This window comes from Pontibacillus salicampi (genome assembly GCF_042434395.1).
Lineage (GTDB): Bacteria > Bacillota > Bacilli > Bacillales > BH030062 > Pontibacillus > Pontibacillus salicampi.
In genome coordinates, this window is record NZ_JBHLTP010000002.1 from 23,033 (window position 1) to 41,479 (window position 18,447).

The following is an 18,447-nucleotide window of genomic DNA, read 5'->3' on the forward strand; positions in this document are numbered from 1 at the left end:
CATGAGTCATGAAAACGAACAAATTGTACTGGCAAGTCGTCCAGAAGGAATGCCAACTCATCAGAATTTTACTTACGAAACAATTGATACAAAACCACCTCAACAAGGGGAGGTTGTCGTTAAGAGCTTATATATTTCTGTAGACCCATATATGCGAGGACGTATGAGTGATCAAAAATCATACGTAGAGCCGTTCCAACTGAATCAGGTTGTTTCTGGCGGTGTTGTTGGAGAGGTTGTTGAATCTCAAAACGACTCTTTTAATGTAGGCGATAAAGTATTCGGAATGCTTGGCTGGCGACGCTTTAATGTGGTACCAGCTGAACAAATTCGTAAGGTAGATGGAGAAGCAGCTCCATTATCTGCCTATTTGAGTGTATTAGGACTGACGGGACTTACTGCTTATTTCGGGTTACTCAATATCGGTAAACCGAAAGAAGGGGAGACGGTTGTCGTTTCAGGAGCAGCTGGTGCAGTAGGCATGGTCGTTGGTCAAATTGCTAAGATTCAAGGTGCACATGTCGTTGGGATTGCCGGTACCGATAAAAAAGTACAGTACCTAGTAGAAGAACTAGGGTTTGATTCTGCGATAAATTATAAAACAGTGGATAATATGCAATCCGCGCTGGAAGGTCTTTGCCCAAATGGGGTAGATGTGTATTTCGATAATGTAGGCGGAGAGATATCAGATGCTGTTCTTAATCTATTAAATCCATTTGCCCGAATTCCATTATGTGGAGCAATCTCTTCCTATAATCGAACAGACGGTGATTTAGGTCCGCGTGTACAGACAAAATTGATTAAATCTCGTGCTGGAATTCAAGGCTTTATCGTTGGGGATTATGCCGATCGTTTCTCAGAAGGTGCTAAGCATTTAGCAAAATGGCTTTCTGAAGGAAAGTTAGTAAATGAAGAAACAATAGTTGAAGGCTTTGACAATGTACCTGATGCATTTCTTGGTCTTTTCTCTGGAGAGAATCTAGGTAAGCAGCTGGTGAAAGTTGCTGATCCGGAATATTAATTAAAATGCAGCTACCCTTTATTGGGTAGCTTTTTTACGTGAATTACATTCTTGTTTCCCCCCTATACAGGGGCAATCATATACGTATGGACCTGGAAATCAAGTTCTCTAAACTCTCCCGATTATAGGGTGGATATAACCTTGACAGTAATCCTTTACAGAGATTTCCATTTAAAAGTCGCGCTTTTCTGTTTATTTAGCATGTAGACTCCGATAGACTAGTAAAGAAAGGGAGGAAGATACATGAAGGCATTTACACATGCTAGTGGTTATGATGGTAACGGTAATTGGTTTACGGATAAGACTATTCTTTTTAACAATGGAACAATAGAAGCAATTCAAGATGAAAAGCCATCTGCTGCTTATGAGGTTATCGATGTGAGTGGTAAAGTTATTACACCCGGTTTAATTGATGTACATACTCATATTGGAGTATTCGAGCAAGGAATTGGACAAGAGGGACATGATTTTAATGAAACAAGCAATGCTACAACAGCAGAGATAAGAGCACTTGATGGAATTAATCCATTTGATAAGGGATTTGAGGACGCTAGAGCAGGAGGCATCACGACAGTTCAAATTCTCCCTGGGAGTGCGAATGTCATCGGTGGTGAGATGGTTGTGGTGAAAACAGTAGGTACAGTTGTGGATGACATGGTAGTTCGCAACCCGTCTGGCTTAAAGGCTGCTACCGGTGAAAACCCTAAGCGAGTCCATGGCGGCAAGGGGAAGCTCCCTACTACTCGAATGGGGGTAGCTGCATTACTTCGTAAAAAGCTAATCGAAGCTCAAAATTACTTACAATCTTTGGAAAAGGAGCAACATGACCGAAATTTGGAGATGGAACAAATCGCCAAAGTCTTACGAAGGGAAATACCGCTTCGAGTACATGCGCACCGTGCTGAGGATATCGCAACCGTGATACGAGTGAAGAATGAATTTTCTATTGATGTGACCATCGAGCATGGGACAGAAGGTCACTTTATAATTGATCTTCTTCAACAGCATCCACAAATCAGTATTGCTGTAGGACCTACGATGACATCCCGATCTAAAGTAGAGTTAGCTCACAGAGGGTGGCACACGTTAACAGCTCTACAGGAGGCTGGCATTCCGTTTACCATCACCACTGATCATCCCGTTGTTACCATAGAACATTTAATGACTAGTGCCATTATGGGAGTGAAGCATGGTCTAAAGGAATCGATTGCTCTACAATCTATCACTTTATTTGGGGCCAAGCACCTTGGAATCGAGCATCGTGTCGGATCTATTGAAGAAGGTAAAGATGCAGATATGGTTATTTGGGAAGGGGACCCCTTTGACCTTAGGAATAGTGTTGAAGCGACGTTCATTAATGGTTATATGGTCTATAGTAAACATGATAATTCTTAATGAGGTGTAGGAATGAGAAAGAGATTAAGAGAATTGGGTATTGTTATTGGTGAACTACCCACTGGTGAGCAAAACAGCATTACAGACGTTCCGGAAGTAAAAGTAGGACATGTGACGTTAAGTAAGGAGGAAGCTTGTGTGCAAACTGGAGTAACTGCTATTATGCCACACGGAGAGAATCCTTTTTATGCTAAGGTTCCAGCTGCTGGATTTGTCGCCAATGGTTTTGGAAAAACAGCAGGACTCGTTCAAATTGAAGAGCTTGGAGAAATAGAATCGCCAATCCTTCTGACTAATACGTTCTCTGTAGGCTCTGTTCTTCAGGGAGCCATGGATTATATGCTGAAAATCACACCGGAGATAGGTGATACTACCGGTTCAATAAATGTAATTGTAGGAGAGTGTAATGACAGTTTTTTACACGACCCCCGTTCCCAAGCAGTGGAGCCTTTACATGCTGCAAAGGCTATTGAAGAAGGAAGCACTACGTGTGAGGAAGGAGCTGTTGGTGCTGGAACAGGAATGACTTGCTTCCAATATAAAGGAGGTATCGGAACGTCCTCTAGAATTATTCATGATAGATGGACTCTTGGAGTTCTCATAAATTCCAATTATGGGCTTAGGAAAGAATTGGAGGTTCCCTCCTACCAAGAAAGCTCAATGGAAGAAAGAGATCTTCCTGCAGGCTCTATCATGGTCATTATAGCAACAGATGCTCCTGTTTCTGACCGTCAATTAAAACGATTAGCTAAACGTGCTACAGTTGGGATTGTCAGAACAGGGGGACGTATTCACCATGCCAGTGGTGATATTGTTATAGCATTTTCAAACACTAATCTGCGATACCATTTTCAAGAGGAAATGCTGCAAAGCCACTCCTATGTTGGCGATGATACAGAGGCTTTTCAATTATTGCTGCAAGCCGTTTCAGAGGCTACTGAGGAGGCTATCATGAATTCGTTAACGATGGCATCATCAACTACTGGAAGAAAGGGCAGGTATGTAGAAGGGATTCCTTATGCATTGCTTGATTAGTAGTTATTATGGAAAGAAGGGCAGCTGTTTACTGCCCTTCTTTCCATTTCATTGCTTATTTAATATCTTTTCTAGTTGGGGGTGCCATAAACTCAGGGCCTACCGGATCTTGAATATTCTTTACAAGAATATCATCAATGGCCTTTTGAGCATCCTCATCTATTGTAAAATCCATCACTTCGTCGATTGGATTCATTTGCTCTGGTTTACGACCTCCCCATAGAGCTGTACCCGTTCCAGGCTGATCCAGAATGAACCGAAGAGCGAGGTGAATAATGCGCTTATCAAAGCGCTCTTGAGCTAGAGCATCCAGCTCTTTAACTGCCTCTAGATATTGATTATAACGAGGTTGCTGGAACTTAGGATCTCCATTTCTAAGATCATCACCTCCAAATTGAGTATCCTTACTCATTTTGCCTGTGAGAAGGCCTCTACATAAGCTTCCATAAAGGAGTGTATGCAAATTGTGTTCTTGTACGTATGGCAGTATATCTTCTTCAATACCACGCTCGAACATGTTATAAGGCGGTTGTACTGTATGAAGAGGTGCTGCTTCTCGGAATGTATCCATTTGCTCCGGAGTGAAATTACTTACCCCAATAGCTCTAATCTTACCTTGCTTGTATAAATAATATAAAGCTTCAGCCGTTTCCTCAATTGGAACGGTTGGATCTGGCCAGTGTACTTGATAAATGTCAATGTAATCTGTTTGAAGACGACGTAGGGAATCCTCTATTTCCTTATGGATACGTTCTTTCGATGCATCCCGAAATACCGTTTCTTCATCTTTCCAGTTCATGGCAACCTTTGTTGCTAAAGTAATGTTGTCTCGGCCGCCGTATTGCTGGATAGCCTTACCAACAATTTCTTCTGATCTTCCCATTCCATAAACAGGTGCGGTGTCAATGAGGTTGACGCCTTTATCCAATGCAGCATGGATGGTGTTGATGGATTGCTGTTCATCTGTTCCACCCCACATCCAGCCACCAATCGCCCAAGTTCCTAGACCGATTCGAGATGTTTCTATACCTGTGTTGCTTACATATTGTTTTTCCATCATTCCACCTCCGAAAGGGAATTGCTTTTCTTCAACTTACCTATAGGATGTACCCTTTTTCAGAACGTGTTAATCTTACATATGTTTATGGACTATTTTATCGGGGAGAAAAGCATGATTTACATTACGTAAGAATAAGATAGTAGCAGCTTGTCTGAGGAGGACTAAATTATGATTACCGTTTCACAAAAAACCGTTTTACTTACTATGGTTATAGGGTTTTTAGTCCTGAGCGTACTAGGATTACATCGCGCCAAAACTGTTGTTCTTCCCCAAGCTGTTATGGAAGCAAGTGAATCTGTTCCAATACCTCAGCCTCTTATTAAAAAAGAGACGGTGGAAGAAATACAACAGGTAGTCGGAAGGCACATTCCAACATTACATTTTGTTCCAGAAAATTATGCGCAAGAAAGCGTTGGCTATCGAACAAGCTCCGGAGGATATTTAATTAGACAAACGTTCATTGATCCAGGGAGTGGACACATTTCTTTGGAGCAAAGACCGGTAATGGCAGGGAATAGCTCCTCTATTATCGGGATGGAGACAGAAGAATTAATGTTTGATAATAAATCTATTACACTGGCTTCCAGAAATGGAGCCATATATTCTATGAGCTGGGAGACAGATTACTATCGGTATGAGCTTTCCTCCCTAGAGAGTTTCGATAGATCAGTATGGAAGAAGATGGTGGTAAGTATTCAATAATTTGTTCTATATGCGGCTTCCTTATATAATTAGACTATGAAATTATTAATCAGTAGTAACTAAAAAATCCTACTGTACACAACATAAAAGAAAGAAGGAAATCCGTATGTCCCGTGGGATGATACATCATGTTGAAGTAAACGTTTCTGATTTACCTAAATCTCTTTCCTTCTGGGATTGGTTGCTGACCCACTTAGGTTATGAGCCATATCAGGAGTGGGAGCAAGGGAAAAGTTACCGATTGGGATCGAGTTATCTAGTTTTCGTCCAAACGGAAGAGGAGTTTTTGACACCTTCCTATCATCGGAAGCGTACGGGCTTAAATCACCTCGCCTTTTATGGAGACTCACAAGAGCATGTAGATGAGTTGACGAGGCTGTTAAGAGAGAAAAGGATTCCTATTCTGTATGAAAAGGAACATCCGTATGCAGGTGGCGAGCATTACTATGCTGTATTTTTTGAAGATCCGGATCGTATAAAGGTTGAGGTTGTATCACCGTAAAGCCTTGTGAGAACAAGGCTCAGCTTGTAGAGAACCCCCCTTGTTTCCTACAAGCTTTTTACATGTATGCGGGTTGGCAAATACCACTCGCTTTCCGCGGACGAACGCCCGAGCCTCCTCGTGAAACCCACACTCGGGGGGCTCGGATCGCCCGTTTTTCCGCAGGAGTCTCCTGGTATTTGCCAGCCCTTCACCGAAAAAGACTCTCCTTCACCTAACACACCCTTGATAGGTGAAGGGCAATCTTCTTCATATTCTGACAGGCAGCTGTCCGTAACGCCTGTTCGCGCACATTTTCTTTTCCGCGCAGGCGACAATAACGCAGCCCATGCAGTTCTTTTGAATAATACAACAGGATCAAGTGAGGGACGACCATTGTCTTCGGAATAGTAAGTCGCACTTTTTCTGGAATGAAGGAGAAGTCTATGTACCGATCGATTTTACGGAGGAGATTGTCTTCAGGAACAAGCTCTTCAATCGTGACCATTTCGATTTCATTTTGACGCTCTTTTTTGGATTGAAACATCGAATCACCTTTCGTTAGAGAATATATAACTATTATAACAAATTAACGCGGTGAATAATAAAAGTAAAAAGAAAGAAATAAATAAGGCTGTCGAGACTTTCTCGACAGCCTGAGCCTTGTGAGAACAAGGCTTTTTTTATGGTTGCAAAAAGTATTGTTTAATATTCAGAAAATTATTACAATAAAGTAGAAGAGAAAGGGGAGGGAGAATGGAAACGAGGTTAGAAAAACAACCTTCAGTATTGAAAAAAGGACAAAGAATAACTCTATGGACTTTATTTGTATTAGGATTGATCATGATTGTAATACTTATTTTTGTAAACGTTTACATTAATAGGAGTCTTCCCCAAACAAAAGGGACGATTGCTGTGTCTGCTCTGGAAAAGCCAGTCGACATCATTCGAGATAATCAAGGTGTTCCACATTTATCTGCTTCCTCTGACAAAGATTTGTTTATTGCTCAAGGGTATGTTCAAGCTCAAGATAGACTATTTCAAATGGATCTAGCTAGAAGACAAGCATCTGGAACCTTAAGTGAAGTAGCAGGAAAAGCTACTGTTACACAGGATAAATATTTTCGGACACTTGGATTACGAAGGGCAGCAGAAATCTCATATAAGTCGTATTCCGAGGATGCCAAACAGGTACTAGAGTGGTATTCTCAAGGAGTAAATGCCTTTATCAAGCAAGCAGAGGAAGAAAGACGCCTCCCTGTTGAATTTACTCTGATGGGGAGCTCTCCAAAGCAATGGAGTCCAGTCGATTCATTGACCATTGGTAAATATATGGCCTTTGATCTTGGTGGTCATTGGGAACGGCAAGCTTTTAATTACTATTTACTGCAGAACTTACAACAGGAAAAGGCTGAGGAACTGTTTCCAGTGTATCCAAAGCATGCTCCCACCATTTTACAACAGGAGCCAGTAGATGTGACGAGCAGCCTCGAGCATGCTGTGATACCTCATCCTCATAATGGCAGCAACAACTGGGTAGTTAGTGGAGAAAAGACAGCTTCCGGATATCCATTATTAGCAAATGATCCTCATCTTGGTTTAGCAACTCCTTCCATTTGGTATGAAATGGAATTATCCTCTCCGAATTATCAAGTAGCGGGAGTTATTTTCACGGGCATTCCTGGTATTATTCTTGGCCATAATGAGGATATAGCATGGGGAGTAACCAATACGGGACCCGATGTTCAGCAGCTTTATTTAGAGAAGCGTCATCCAGAGGATCCAACCTTATTTTTATTTGAAGACACATACGAAGAGGCGATTGTTCATGAGGAAACCATTCATATAAAGGGGGAAGAAGCGATAGAGTATGAGGTTGTGGAAACAAGGCATGGCCCAATACTATCAGAGTTTGCTAAAGATAGTGGGAAGGATACGGTTCTTTCCCTGCGGTGGACGGCGTTAGATGCCAGTACAGAACTAGAGGCGATTCTAGAAATGAATCAGGCAGCAAACTGGACAGAGTTTGAGGAGGGGTTGAAAAAGTTTCTCGTGCCTACTCAGAATTTTGTATTTGCTTCTAAAGATGGGACCATTGCCTATAAAGCAAATGGAAAAATTCCTATTTATGAATCTGCCTCTGACGCTTTAGTACCTTTAGAAGGTTGGAAAAAGGAAAACGAATGGAAAGGGTATATTCCATTCGATGAGCTTCCAACTGTTATAAATCCAGAAAAAGGGTTCATCGCTACTGCTAATAACAAGGTTATAGGGGACAAGTATCCCTATCACATATCAAACAATTGGGCACAGCCGTATCGTTATATAAGGATAGAGGAAGTATTGGAAGAAAATAATAAGCTCACAGTGCAAGACATGAAGAACCTGCAAATGGATCAGCAAAATCTACAGGCCAGAGAATTTGTTCCAATTCTTTTACAGCATTTACAAAATCAAAAGCTCACCACTATGGAACGTCAGGGCTTGGAGGTATTACAGTCCTGGAATTATGAAGATGATGTTTCGATGGCTGCTCCTCTCCTGTTTCATCATTGGATGAATAACATAGCATTGCATTTGTTTGAGGACGATGTTCCAGATAGCATGATGGAATTCTTTAAAGGAAGAGGACAGTTAACGGACGATATCATTCGAAGAGCCTCAAATGGTGAATCGCTTCTTATGATAGAGCAGCAAGGCGGACTTGATAAGCTGCTTATCGATTCTTATCAAACTACGATCGATGATTTAGCCAACACGTATGGTTACGACTTAACAGCTTGGGAATGGGGAGAATATCACAAGGTGTCTTTCCAGCATCCCCTGTCAAACATATCGTATTTGAAGCCATTTTTTAACCCACAAGACCCTTTACCAGTAGGTGGCAGTAGAGTTACTGTGATGGCTGCAAGTTATAATCAGTCAACAGGCATAGTGAATCACGGTGCATCCTGGAGATTTGTAGCAGATATAGGAGATTTAACGAGCGCTTCTCACATCGTCAGTCCTGGACAAGTCGGACATTTTCGAAGTGAATGGTACCACAATCAAAGAAAAGACTGGGCGACAGGCGAATATCACGACACTCATACGTCGGAGGTACAAGGGGAGAAATTAACCTTACTTCCATAAGATAGTGAAAACCTAACTCTCACCAACGAGTTAGGTTTTTGCTTATTGTCTCAGTACAGTTTGATGTTGAATACCCTTTCTGCGGGAAGACGTTACAGTAAGATAATATGAGTTTATTCCATACAGGGAAGCGGAACAATTTTCGGCCACTTTATTCAAGAGCTTGCCAAAAACAAAGGAATTAGTTTTCGATAGAGGGGGAACAGTAAACAATATAATCCACATTTGTTTGGGACGTTATAAAGGAGGAGACTGGCTTGCATGGCTTTCATGAAGTATTTATTCAGCTGTTAATATTGTTAGGAATATCTGTAACAGTCATTGGTGTTGCCAAAATTATTAAAGAGCCTTATTCGATTGCACTAGTTTTAGTAGGGGTACTTCTTGGCGTGACAGAGATACCTCTCATTGAAGAGTCTGAACAATTTATTACACAATCAGAAGTATTCCATGCTATCATTATTTCCTTATTCTTACCCGTATTACTAGGAGATGCCACTTTAAAGATGCCCTTCCACCACTTATATGGGCTAAAGAAGACCGTAATATCTCTGGCATTTCTGGGCACCTTTTTATCATTTATCATTATCGGCTTTAGTGGTCATTACTTTCTAGGACTCCCTATTGCAGTTGCGTTCACATTTGCAGCCCTGATGAGTGCTACAGATCCAATAAGCGTTATTTCTATTTTTAAGGAGCTAGGGGTGCCGCAGAAGTTCACCACTATTATGGAGGGTGAATCACTCTTCAACGATGGGATAGCAGTTGTATTGTTTAAAATCTCTACACTGTATTTACTGACCTACATAGATATGGGGCTGGCTGGTTTAGGTGAAGGAATTTTTATGTTTGTTAAGTTTGCAGTAGGCGGTGCCATTATCGGATTGGTAATTGGCTTTATATTTTCCCAGATTATTCGTATTTACGACGATTATCCACTTGAAATTGCCTTTTCTATGCTGCTTTTCTTTGGCAGTTACTTCATCGCAGAACATTTCCACGTTTCCGGAGTAATTGCAGTAGTGGTCGGAGGATTATTATTTGGCAGCTATGGCAAGAAAATTGGAATGTCTGAGGAAACAAGAATCAATATTAATACGTTTTGGGATACCATCACATTACTTGCCAATTCGTTTATTTTCTTAATGGTTGGACTGGAAATAAGACAAATTGACTTTACGGGGAAATGGGACATTATCATTTTTGCTATCCTCATTGTACTCCTTGGGCGAAGTATAGCGCTATACACCTCGACGAGTTACATTACCCATCTGAATCAAAAAGAGAAAATACTTTTAAATTGGGGAGGTTTACGAGGAAGTCTTTCTATCGCCCTTGCGTTAAGTATTCCAGACGACTTTGATGGAAGAGAGGATGTATTAATCTTGACCTTCTCTGTAGTTCTCTTCTCCTTAGTGGTTCAAGGGCTGACAATAAAGCCGCTTATTAAAAAATTGGGTATTGTGAAGAGATAAGAGAAGCTCCTAATCCTTGGGTTAGGAGCTTTTCCCTTAGAGGGTCATAGAGCTATTATCGAAATGCATAAGAGGCCACTTTCCAAACAAGGACCAAACAAGGAATAACTTTTACTGTAAAAAGCGTTGTATGTGATGAATCGCTTTAGACAAGTCGTCATGTACAACTACATCAAAAATATTGTCTTTCATCGTTTCTTCTCTATTAATAAGAATAGAAGGGAGACTTCTTTGATAAATAGCATAGTCAGGCAGGAAATTAAAGGGCATCACAAACAATGATGTTCCCATAACGAGTAATAAATCTCCTTGGTCGATAATTGCTTCTGCTTTATCGTGCTCGGTTATCGAATCTCCAAACAACACTATGTCAGGCTTAAGAATATCCCCGCACGGAGTTGATCCGTATAAGTCGTTGCAATAGGGGGTTTCCGAATTCATGATATAGGATAATCCATAGGATGTTCCGCATGTAGGACAGGTAGCGCTTTGTAGTGTCCCGTGATAATTAATGATAGTAGTATTTCCAGCACGTTCATGAAGTCCATCTACATTTTGAGTGATAATAGATATCTTTTTTCCTTTGGCTTCTAATTGTTGTAGAAATAGATGAACATTATTAGGGTGATAAGTGCCGACTAGCTTCATTTGAAAGATGGCTTTATATTTTCTCCAAAAATCTTCAGGTTCTTTCTGAAAATATTCAGAGGACATATAGTATTCCCTTGATCGGTCCTGCTCCCATATCCCTCCGGAAGAGCGGAAATCAGGTATGCCACTGGCGGTACTTACCCCTGCCCCTGTTAAGACAATAATGTGTTGTGCTTGATTTATTCTCGTTGCCATATTTTTATAAAGAGTCATAGAATCACCTCATCGCAGCCAAATGTAATAGCCAAATACATTACCGTTTCTTAAATCCTTTTGATTCTACATAAGGAGTAACATCCATCCTCATTGTATTTTGAAAGCGTCTTAGCATTTGATCAGTCCAGGAATCTATACGTTTATTGTTCGATCGATTCTCATAATATTGCTTAATGGTTGCATCAAATTGGTTAAGAGAGCTGTCTTGATTACGGTTATATTCGTTTTCAAAATAGACGCCTTCTAAAGGCAACCTTGGCTTTTGTTCAGGTTCTTTTGCAGGTACGCCAATAACCATTCCAAACAAAGGGATAACATGAGGTGGTAAATTCAAAATCGTATCTACCTGCTGGATATCATTGCGAAGGCTTCCGATATAGCACATGCCAAGTCCCATGGATTCCGAAGCGATAGCTGCGTTTTGAGCTGCAAGTGCTGCATCAATGGTAGAGACTAGCAAATGCTCTGTATTCTCTAGGTTAGCCTTCATATTTTCTAGTTGCTCCTCGGTAGCTTTTATTTGGTGTCTATATAGGTCAGCACAAAAAATGAACAAATGTCCATTATCTTTAACGTAGGGCTGTCCAGAAACTTGAGCGAGTGCTTCCTTCTTCTGAGGATTCGTAACTCCAATAATAGAGTATGCCTGCATATAGCTCGACGTTGATGCCATTTGGGCAGCTTCAACTATTGTATTGATTTGCTCTTGTGTTATTTTGTCATTTGTAAATGAGCGTATTGAACGGTGCTGTAGTATCGTTTGTAGCGTTTCATTCATGTCTCTACATCCTTTCGTTATGGAAAAATAACATATGAATTGTCTTGATTTACTATAACATGCATGCGTTTTGAAAAAGGAAGAATACGCTTATCTTTATTCAACCCTCCGCACTAGAAAAAGAATGAAAAAATAGAATTTTTCGTAAATAAATCATATTCTTTGTAACATCTATCTTTATATATGTTATTATTATATAAATACATCCTCTTTTAGTGTAATAGACAAAGTTTTAAATTCCTCTCTCTCTATTGTTTACTAGAAGAAAACAATACTTGCCTATATTGCTCCAAGTTTATCTGCAACGAACAAATATTGCTTTACGAATATAACTTATTAAGGAAACTGAACGTAGTAATGGGAGATGTTAATGTTCTAGTCAGTTCATTGAACCGCTTCAGTAGCTTAGCAGATAATAAAGGTGAGGATATAAAATGGGAGAGATTATTGATTTTGAAATTAGACGAGCGAGAAGGGAACTTAAACGGTACACAGATCAGAAAGGAATTGCATATGAAATTTATTTATCTGTCGTTCGATATGTAAATGCTCATTTAGAAAGACCTTTTGATAAACCGGTTGAGCAATTGAATACAGAAACGCCAATAGAATTTATTTATGGTGGTAATGAAGAGAGGCTTATGGAAACTTTTGTTGAACTCTCGCAGTACTGGAATTTAGAGGATGCCGTGTATGATCGGATTCATGCGCATCATGACAATATATTCTCCGTGTTTGAAACCATTGGGGACTTGTGTATCTATATTGAAAAAAGAGTAAATAACATTAGGGGAAATAATAGATAACCATAGAAACCAAGGGTTACGAGTTAATTTGAAGGAAGGCTTTAATTACGAAAGCCTTCTTTTTTTATGCGGTAAATCTACTATTTATTGCAATTATTCTTACCCAAGGTAAACCCTTCAAATAATCTTCCTCCAAATGGCCGGATTGTATCATCTGTAATATGGACAATCCCCTCTATATTTCCTGTACGATAAAATTCGTCTAAGGCACTTGTGTATTGTTTCGCATAGGCTTCATCGTAATCACGCAAAGTTCGAATCACCCATTTCCCCTTGCCGGTCCACTGTCCATTCACACGAAGATAGAACTCTTGTAATAGTTGAGCGAGGGCATTAACGGTAAACAATTGTTCAGCTCGTTGCTTTGCTCCTTTAAGATCTTCCAGTAAGTCTGTAATAATATATCGCTTCCAATTAATGATTTCTTCATCCCAGCTCTCTGGACCCGCCGCTAACCTAGCAATAGCTTCCTTCTGGATGGGGGCAATTATGTCTGCTCCCATTAGTGGCATTCCTTCTGAAATCATCCTAGGTAAGGAGGGGGTACCATGTTGGCAATCCATATCAATAAAGTCACGGTAAGAGAAGCTATTGTAGACAAACATTTCTACTGGCCAATCATGAGAGTAGAAAGATTCTCGATAAGCTCCCTCTACAGAAAAATCAAAGATAATGATATCCAAGTCAGAGGTCTTTGTTTCATCCCCTCTAATAACACTGCCAGCAAGTAATGCAGCATGACAAGTTGGATACTTTTCTAGCACAATCTTTTTGGCATCCGTCATAGCCCTTTCCGTCATTATACTACCCCTCTCGTTATATGTTTACTTTATTCTACAAAAAAATGGAGATTGAGGAAATGTAATTTGTGAAAACAAAGATAGGTAAGATTTTTAATTCTAAAAAGGTATGGCACCCGGGATAACGAATATATGTAAAGGAAGGAAAAGGAGGGCCACAGATGGGCAAGGGTACTATTCATGTTAAACAGTTATCAAAGACATTTAAAAAAGGGAACGTTCAAGCGGTTAAAGATGTCACGTTTTCCGTGAGGGAGGGAGAGTTTTTCGCGTTTTTGGGTCCGAATGGTGCAGGGAAATCTACAACGGTACAAATATTAACAACCTTGATAAACGCTACTGCCGGCACAGTAGAGGTTGCAGAGCATGATGTAATTTCTAAGCCTCACGAGGTACGAAAGCATATAGGAGTTGCTCTCCAGGAAACAGGGATTGATCCAAGCCTAACAGGCAGAGAGATGCTGCTTTTACAGTGTGGTATATTTGGTTTTAATAAGAGTGAAGCACAAGAAAGGACGCAGGAACTGCTGGAGATAGTTCAGCTAACAGAAGCAGCTGACCGCATTTGCGGTAATTACTCTGGAGGGATGAGGAGAAGACTGGATTTAGCGTTAACGCTTGTAAATAGGCCAAAGATTCTGTTTTTGGACGAACCGACAACGGGCCTTGACCCATCCAATAGAAAAAGTATATGGGAATACCTCGAGCGTTTAAATAAAGAAGAGGGAACCACAATATTTCTAACGACACAATACTTAGAAGAAGCAGATGTACTAGCAGATCGAATCGCAATCATTGATGATGGTTTAATAGTTGCTGAGGGAACTCCATCAGAATTAAAATCTCAGATTGGCAATGATCTTATCACTATGGTGTTTGCTAGTACAGAGGAAGTGACACATGCAAAAGCAACGCTAGAGCAGGAACTTGACGAAGCTGATATAGCAGAACGTGAGGAACAACTAATTATGTATGTCCAAGATGGCACGAAACGTTTAATGGATGTTATCAGGGTGCTCGATGCACACGATATACTTGTCCAAAGCATAAATGTAGACTCTCCAACACTAGACGATATCTTCTTGAAGATTACCTCAGAGAATGCAACTCAGAAAGGAGAGGTTAATTATGGGTAATGGGCTTTGGAAGGATGTTTGGCTTCTGACAAAAAGAAGTATTGTGACGACGCTGCGCAGCCCTTTTTCCTTTATACCTAACCTCTTGATATCTATGTTTTTTCTAGTTGTATATGACAGTGGCCTAAGCGGCATTGCCGAATTACCTGCTTTTGAAGGAGCGAATTATCTCGCCTTTATATTGCCAGTATCTGTTGTTTCAGCAGCAATTGGTGGTGCAGGTGGTGCTGGTCAAGGAATTGTAAAAGACATTGAGAACGGCTTTTTCTCTCGGTTGCTGTTAACACCAGCCTCTAGACTATCTATCGTGCTAGGTCCGATTATCGCAGGTATGACCCAATTATTTGTTCAGACCCTGTTAATTATTAGTATCGGATTTGTAATGGGACTCAAAGTGGAAACGGGATTTTTCGGGGTTCTAGTAGTTCTTTTGCTTGCAATTGGCTGGGGATTGGCGTTTGCTGGATATTCAGCGGGAGTAGCTTTACGAACGAAGAATGCACAGGCAGCGCAAGCTGGTACACTTATATTCTTTCCGCTCATTTTTTTGAGTACAACGTTTGTTCCATATGAATTAATAGAAGCATCCTGGTTAAAAGTTGCAGCAACTATTAACCCCACCACATATATTTTTGAAAGCATGAGGACCGTTTTAATTGAAGGCTGGATTTTTTGGGATATAGCTCAAGGATTTATAGCAATTGGTATCGTGTGTTTTATTACCATAACATTTGCAGCAGTATCTGCTAAAAAAGCTGTAAGTAGAGGATAACGAGAGAAGACAGCTGTCATGAAAATGGTATCTGCCTAATAATTACTTTCTGAAAAGTCTGCAACATGTGCCTTTGGGCGTCATACCTTGTAAGAAAGAACAGAAGTGAGGCGATTGCGTTGAAGTGGCATGATATGTTTGATGTGTTCGTGCTATGTCTGTTGTTCGGTTCGGTAATTTTACACGCAAACCGAGTCATTACGGATTGGATGATTACACTGATCGCAGCTCCAAGTATGCTCTATATTATGGTGGTAAGTGATATGATCCGGAAGAAATCAAGAAGGTATTACTTAAGAAGAAAGCAAAAACCCCCTGCTTCCTAAAAAAGACAGAATGTAAAAAGGAAATGGTTACCATATATTATTTAGTAGTACGAGAAAGGGAACTGTATAACAAAACAGGCTGCCAGATGTAATATTGGTAGCCTGTTTTCACGTTAACAACTCATAAATACGAACATACATTCGTATTTTAGGGAAATATATGGTACAATCATATGTGATAGCTTTCCTTAGGAAGTAAATTTTGGATGGAGATTCCTTTTTACAGGAAGGACAACCATTCTATTCATCCCTTGATAGAAAGGGGGTGAGGATTATTAGTATCTATGAAACACTAACGCTTATGATTACCTTTGGTAGTCTCATAGTGTTGATTATCACGTCCAATCAAAAAAAATAAACCCCCTATGGCCGTAGGAGGCTTATTATTATCCCACTATTACATGGAAAGCTATCTAGGCTGTAGCAGTTGCTGCAGCCTTATCCATCATACTCAATGCCATCATACCATAATTTAGGGCATAAGTCACATTTTTTCATCGTGTAGGATAAAATAATCTTACTCTCTTGTCAGGGCTAATGCTTCCACTATTAGTATATAAGCAAAGAAGCTTCAAATCCTTTACTTGACGAAGCAGTATCTATCCATTAATATACCCGTATGGGTAATTGGGGCGGGGAGGGATGCAATTACTATGCAAACAGCAATAACAATTGGTATGATATTAATAGCCCTATTTTGGATAAGCAGAACCATACTCCCTCCAAAGGGAGTGACCACGGTCTCAATAGAAGCTGCAAAACATGATTTAGAGAATAATGCTCTATCTAAACATTGGGTCGATGTAAGAACGCCTTCAGAATTTAAGCGAAATCATATCAAAGGCTTTACAAACATTCCATTGCAAAGCCTTCAACAGCAGGCAAATCAATTGGATCCATCCAAAGAATTGATTCTTATTTGTCAAAGTGGCTCAAGGAGTATGGCAGCTGCAAAGATTCTAAAAAAATTAGGTTATCCCCATATTACAAATGTAAAAGGCGGATTGAACGCCTGGAAATAATTTAGGAGGAATGTCATAATGCGTACATTAACAGCCGAACAGGTTCGTCAGCAGTTGGAAGAAGAACAGAAGCAATTAAACATTGTCGATGTAAGAGAGGATGAGGAAGTAGCTGAAGGGAAGATCCCAGATGCAATCCACATTCCACTTGGATCAATCGAAGACCGTAAAGAGGAATTGGATAAAGCGAAAGAATATATTATGGTATGCCGATCTGGAGGTCGCAGTGGACGTGCCTCTGAATTTCTAGAATCAGAAGGATACAACGTCATCAACATGGAAGGCGGTATGCTTGCTTGGGAAGGCAAGACAGATAAATAATTAACTAATCCTCTTTAGTAAGGGTAGCAGAATCTCTCTGCTACCTTTTTTTAATGAACGGATTTTTAACGATTTATCCAGACAGCTATTAGATACGTATATATTTTTGGGCTTCACTGGAGCATTTGTATAAAACCTCTCATTAAAACAAAAAATGGTTATACAGCTATATATTTGTGAGGTGTTGTAATGAAGAAAATGAGTGTTCATCAACTAGCAGTAGACGTCATGAACCAAACTCCAATTACTATTATTGACGTACGGTCCACAGAACAATATGACAATTGGAAAATAGATAAGGACCCTATATCTGTAGTGCATATCCCAATAACTTCCTTAACAAGTGACAAGGCTCACGTACAAGATGAGCTTTTGGAGAAGAAGGTTTTGGTTGTTGGAATGAATGAAGCCGACTCTAAGCAAGCAGCGGGAGAAGTGGAAGACCATCTTAGTATAGAGTGCTTCTTTTTAGCCGGTGGCATAAACGAATGGCATGATTATGTTGAACCTATCAAGGTTGGAACATTATCAGATGGAGGGGAAATATATCAATTTGTGCGACTAGGGAAGGGGTGCCTTTCCTACATGGTGATTAGTCAAGCAATGGCGTTAGTAGTAGATCCGATAGCAAATATTCAACCTTATTTAGATTTTGCTGAGGATAATGGGTTTACGATTGCCCACGTAGTAGATACCCATCTTCATGGAGATCATATTTCAGGTGCTAGCATGATAGCAGACGAAATGGAGGTTACATACTATATTTCTTCGATAGATGCTCAAGGTGCAGAAATACCTTATGAGTCGCTTACACCTCACAGCTTTATTGAAGTAGGAAACACCAATATACCTGTTGAGGTAATAGCGACACCAGGTCACACACAAGGGTCCATATCATTGTTAATTGATGAGCATTATTTGTTAATGGGAGACACAATGTTTGCAGATGGAGTCGGGCGTCCTACTATTGAGAAAGATGGGGAATCTGTCATACATCAGCTGTATGAAACACTTTATAGTAGATTACGTCATCTTCCTGAAGATTGTATGACATTTCCAGCTCATTTCAGTCATCTCTCAGACTTGAATACGGAAGGATTTTTTGGGGGCGCACTGAAGGAACTAATAAGCAGTAATTCTCTACTCCAGAAAAACGCAAAGAATGAATTTATTCAAAGTATAAATACAAACATAGAAGAAGAGCCAACAAGCCATCAAGCAATTCGGAATGCAAATCTAGGACTGTCTCACCCAGACGAGAAGGAACGGATGTCCCTAGAACTTGGACCAAATCGCTGCTCTATTACTGAATCGTAAC

The 18,447-nt window shown here is 40.2% G+C and carries 19 protein-coding genes and 1 pseudogene; 15 read left to right on the forward strand and 5 right to left on the reverse strand.

Annotated features, from left to right (window positions below):
• Position 1 precedes the first annotated feature (1 nt).
• The 3 genes from ACFFGV_RS00890 (at position 2) to ACFFGV_RS00900 (ending at position 3,451) form a co-directional block, all read left to right on the forward strand.
• A complete protein-coding gene (locus ACFFGV_RS00890; protein WP_377344659.1) occupies positions 2-1,021 on the forward strand; it encodes an NADP-dependent oxidoreductase in 1,020 nt (339 codons plus the stop codon).
• Positions 1,022-1,264: 243 nt separating this feature from the next.
• On the forward strand, positions 1,265-2,416 hold the full coding sequence (locus ACFFGV_RS00895) for an amidohydrolase (RefSeq protein ID WP_377344660.1): 1,152 nt from the start codon (positions 1,265-1,267) through the stop codon (positions 2,414-2,416).
• 12 nt (positions 2,417-2,428) lie between these two features.
• Positions 2,429-3,451 carry a DmpA family aminopeptidase gene (locus ACFFGV_RS00900; RefSeq protein WP_377344661.1) on the forward strand — a complete coding sequence of 341 codons (1,023 nt, stop codon included), beginning with the start codon at positions 2,429-2,431 and terminating at the stop codon, positions 3,449-3,451.
• Between the two features lie 55 nt (positions 3,452-3,506).
• Here the strand turns inward: ACFFGV_RS00900 and ACFFGV_RS00905 are convergent, their stop codons facing one another.
• A complete protein-coding gene (locus ACFFGV_RS00905) occupies positions 3,507-4,508 on the reverse strand; it encodes an aldo/keto reductase (RefSeq protein ID WP_377344662.1) in 1,002 nt (333 codons plus the stop codon).
• A gap of 171 nt (positions 4,509-4,679) precedes the next feature.
• On the opposite strand from ACFFGV_RS00905, the gene ACFFGV_RS00910 reads away from it, so the two are divergent.
• Entirely contained in the window at positions 4,680-5,213 is a 534-nt protein-coding gene (locus ACFFGV_RS00910; RefSeq protein ID WP_377344663.1) for a DUF4367 domain-containing protein, read from the forward strand.
• 106 nt (positions 5,214-5,319) lie between these two features.
• On the forward strand, positions 5,320-5,715 hold the full coding sequence (locus tag ACFFGV_RS00915; RefSeq protein WP_377344664.1) for a VOC family protein: 396 nt from the start codon (positions 5,320-5,322) through the stop codon (positions 5,713-5,715).
• A 338-nt stretch (positions 5,716-6,053) separates the two neighbouring features.
• Here the strand turns inward: ACFFGV_RS00915 and ACFFGV_RS00920 are convergent.
• A pseudogene (locus tag ACFFGV_RS00920) lies at positions 6,054-6,241 on the reverse strand (transposase); the annotation flags it as partial.
• Positions 6,242-6,450: 209 nt separating this feature from the next.
• Here ACFFGV_RS00920 and ACFFGV_RS00925 point away from each other — a divergent pair.
• Both ACFFGV_RS00925 and ACFFGV_RS00930 read left to right on the forward strand, forming a co-directional pair.
• On the forward strand, positions 6,451-8,826 hold the full coding sequence (locus ACFFGV_RS00925; protein ID WP_377344666.1) for a penicillin acylase family protein: 2,376 nt from the start codon (positions 6,451-6,453) through the stop codon (positions 8,824-8,826).
• Between the two features lie 257 nt (positions 8,827-9,083).
• The gene (locus tag ACFFGV_RS00930; RefSeq protein ID WP_377344668.1) at positions 9,084-10,301 is read left to right on the forward strand and encodes a cation:proton antiporter; all 1,218 of its coding nucleotides are present in this window, start codon (positions 9,084-9,086) and stop codon (positions 10,299-10,301) included.
• Positions 10,302-10,412: 111 nt separating this feature from the next.
• Here ACFFGV_RS00930 and ACFFGV_RS00935 read toward each other — a convergent pair whose 3' ends face one another.
• Together ACFFGV_RS00935 and nfsA are read right to left on the reverse strand one after the other, a co-directional pair.
• Positions 10,413-11,165, reverse strand: coding sequence for an NAD-dependent protein deacylase (locus tag ACFFGV_RS00935; protein WP_377344669.1), 753 nt, complete (start codon positions 11,163-11,165; stop codon positions 10,413-10,415).
• Positions 11,166-11,205: 40 nt separating this feature from the next.
• The gene (nfsA, locus tag ACFFGV_RS00940) at positions 11,206-11,946 is read right to left on the reverse strand and encodes an oxygen-insensitive NADPH nitroreductase (RefSeq protein ID WP_377344670.1); all 741 of its coding nucleotides are present in this window, start codon (positions 11,944-11,946) and stop codon (positions 11,206-11,208) included.
• Positions 11,947-12,380: 434 nt separating this feature from the next.
• Here nfsA and ACFFGV_RS00945 point away from each other — a divergent pair, with 434 nt between their 5' ends.
• Positions 12,381-12,752, forward strand: a complete 372-nt coding sequence (locus tag ACFFGV_RS00945) for a hypothetical protein (RefSeq protein ID WP_377344671.1) — start codon at positions 12,381-12,383, stop codon at positions 12,750-12,752.
• Positions 12,753-12,832: 80 nt separating this feature from the next.
• On the opposite strand, the gene ACFFGV_RS00950 is transcribed toward ACFFGV_RS00945, so the two are convergent.
• The gene (locus tag ACFFGV_RS00950; protein WP_377344672.1) at positions 12,833-13,552 is read right to left on the reverse strand and encodes a nucleotidyltransferase domain-containing protein; all 720 of its coding nucleotides are present in this window, start codon (positions 13,550-13,552) and stop codon (positions 12,833-12,835) included.
• Positions 13,553-13,713: 161 nt separating this feature from the next.
• On the opposite strand from ACFFGV_RS00950, the gene ACFFGV_RS00955 reads away from it, so the two are divergent.
• The 7 genes from ACFFGV_RS00955 (at position 13,714) to ACFFGV_RS00985 (ending at position 18,446) form a co-directional block, all read left to right on the forward strand.
• Complete coding sequence (locus ACFFGV_RS00955) at positions 13,714-14,688, forward strand: ATP-binding cassette domain-containing protein (RefSeq protein WP_377344674.1); 975 nt, start codon at positions 13,714-13,716, stop codon at positions 14,686-14,688.
• A complete protein-coding gene (locus ACFFGV_RS00960; protein WP_377344675.1) occupies positions 14,681-15,460 on the forward strand; it encodes an ABC transporter permease in 780 nt (259 codons plus the stop codon). The genes ACFFGV_RS00955 and ACFFGV_RS00960 overlap by 8 nt, the downstream gene beginning before the upstream one ends.
• A 119-nt stretch (positions 15,461-15,579) precedes the next feature.
• Positions 15,580-15,786 carry a hypothetical protein gene (locus ACFFGV_RS00965; protein WP_377344676.1) on the forward strand — a complete coding sequence of 69 codons (207 nt, stop codon included), beginning with the start codon at positions 15,580-15,582 and terminating at the stop codon, positions 15,784-15,786.
• A gap of 265 nt (positions 15,787-16,051) precedes the next feature.
• On the forward strand, positions 16,052-16,144 hold the full coding sequence (locus ACFFGV_RS00970) for a putative holin-like toxin (protein WP_377344790.1): 93 nt from the start codon (positions 16,052-16,054) through the stop codon (positions 16,142-16,144).
• 295 nt (positions 16,145-16,439) lie between these two features.
• On the forward strand, positions 16,440-16,808 hold the full coding sequence (locus ACFFGV_RS00975; protein WP_377344678.1) for a rhodanese-like domain-containing protein: 369 nt from the start codon (positions 16,440-16,442) through the stop codon (positions 16,806-16,808).
• 18 nt (positions 16,809-16,826) lie between these two features.
• Positions 16,827-17,129: a rhodanese-like domain-containing protein gene (locus ACFFGV_RS00980; protein ID WP_377344679.1), complete on the forward strand. Its 303-nt coding sequence runs from the start codon at positions 16,827-16,829 to the stop codon at positions 17,127-17,129.
• 189 nt (positions 17,130-17,318) lie between these two features.
• Positions 17,319-18,446 carry an MBL fold metallo-hydrolase gene (locus tag ACFFGV_RS00985; protein ID WP_377344681.1) on the forward strand — a complete coding sequence of 376 codons (1,128 nt, stop codon included), beginning with the start codon at positions 17,319-17,321 and terminating at the stop codon, positions 18,444-18,446.
• The last annotated feature ends 1 nt before the right edge of the window (position 18,447 follow it).

What these genes read in the sequence shown, in the direction of transcription:
- nfsA (WP_377344670.1), bottom strand. Translation starts at nt 11,946, where the DNA reads ATGAATGAAACGCTACAAACGATACTACAGCACCGTTCAATACGCTCA.
- ACFFGV_RS00945 (WP_377344671.1), top strand. Translation starts at nt 12,381, where the DNA reads ATGGGAGAGATTATTGATTTTGAAATTAGACGAGCGAGAAGGGAACTT.
- ACFFGV_RS00950 (WP_377344672.1), bottom strand. Translation starts at nt 13,552, where the DNA reads ATGACGGAAAGGGCTATGACGGATGCCAAAAAGATTGTGCTAGAAAAG.
- ACFFGV_RS00935 (WP_377344669.1), bottom strand. Translation starts at nt 11,165, where the DNA reads ATGACTCTTTATAAAAATATGGCAACGAGAATAAATCAAGCACAACAC.
- ACFFGV_RS00925 (WP_377344666.1), top strand. Translation starts at nt 6,451, where the DNA reads ATGGAAACGAGGTTAGAAAAACAACCTTCAGTATTGAAAAAAGGACAA.
- ACFFGV_RS00985 (WP_377344681.1), top strand. Translation starts at nt 17,319, where the DNA reads ATGAAGAAAATGAGTGTTCATCAACTAGCAGTAGACGTCATGAACCAA.
- ACFFGV_RS00910 (WP_377344663.1), top strand. Translation starts at nt 4,680, where the DNA reads ATGATTACCGTTTCACAAAAAACCGTTTTACTTACTATGGTTATAGGG.
- ACFFGV_RS00960 (WP_377344675.1), top strand. Translation starts at nt 14,681, where the DNA reads ATGGGTAATGGGCTTTGGAAGGATGTTTGGCTTCTGACAAAAAGAAGT.
- ACFFGV_RS00905 (WP_377344662.1), bottom strand. Translation starts at nt 4,508, where the DNA reads ATGGAAAAACAATATGTAAGCAACACAGGTATAGAAACATCTCGAATC.
- ACFFGV_RS00975 (WP_377344678.1), top strand. Translation starts at nt 16,440, where the DNA reads ATGCAAACAGCAATAACAATTGGTATGATATTAATAGCCCTATTTTGG.
- ACFFGV_RS00900 (WP_377344661.1), top strand. Translation starts at nt 2,429, where the DNA reads ATGAGAAAGAGATTAAGAGAATTGGGTATTGTTATTGGTGAACTACCC.
- ACFFGV_RS00895 (WP_377344660.1), top strand. Translation starts at nt 1,265, where the DNA reads ATGAAGGCATTTACACATGCTAGTGGTTATGATGGTAACGGTAATTGG.
- ACFFGV_RS00955 (WP_377344674.1), top strand. Translation starts at nt 13,714, where the DNA reads ATGGGCAAGGGTACTATTCATGTTAAACAGTTATCAAAGACATTTAAA.
- ACFFGV_RS00980 (WP_377344679.1), top strand. Translation starts at nt 16,827, where the DNA reads ATGCGTACATTAACAGCCGAACAGGTTCGTCAGCAGTTGGAAGAAGAA.
- ACFFGV_RS00890 (WP_377344659.1), top strand. Translation starts at nt 2, where the DNA reads ATGAGTCATGAAAACGAACAAATTGTACTGGCAAGTCGTCCAGAAGGA.
- ACFFGV_RS00915 (WP_377344664.1), top strand. Translation starts at nt 5,320, where the DNA reads ATGTCCCGTGGGATGATACATCATGTTGAAGTAAACGTTTCTGATTTA.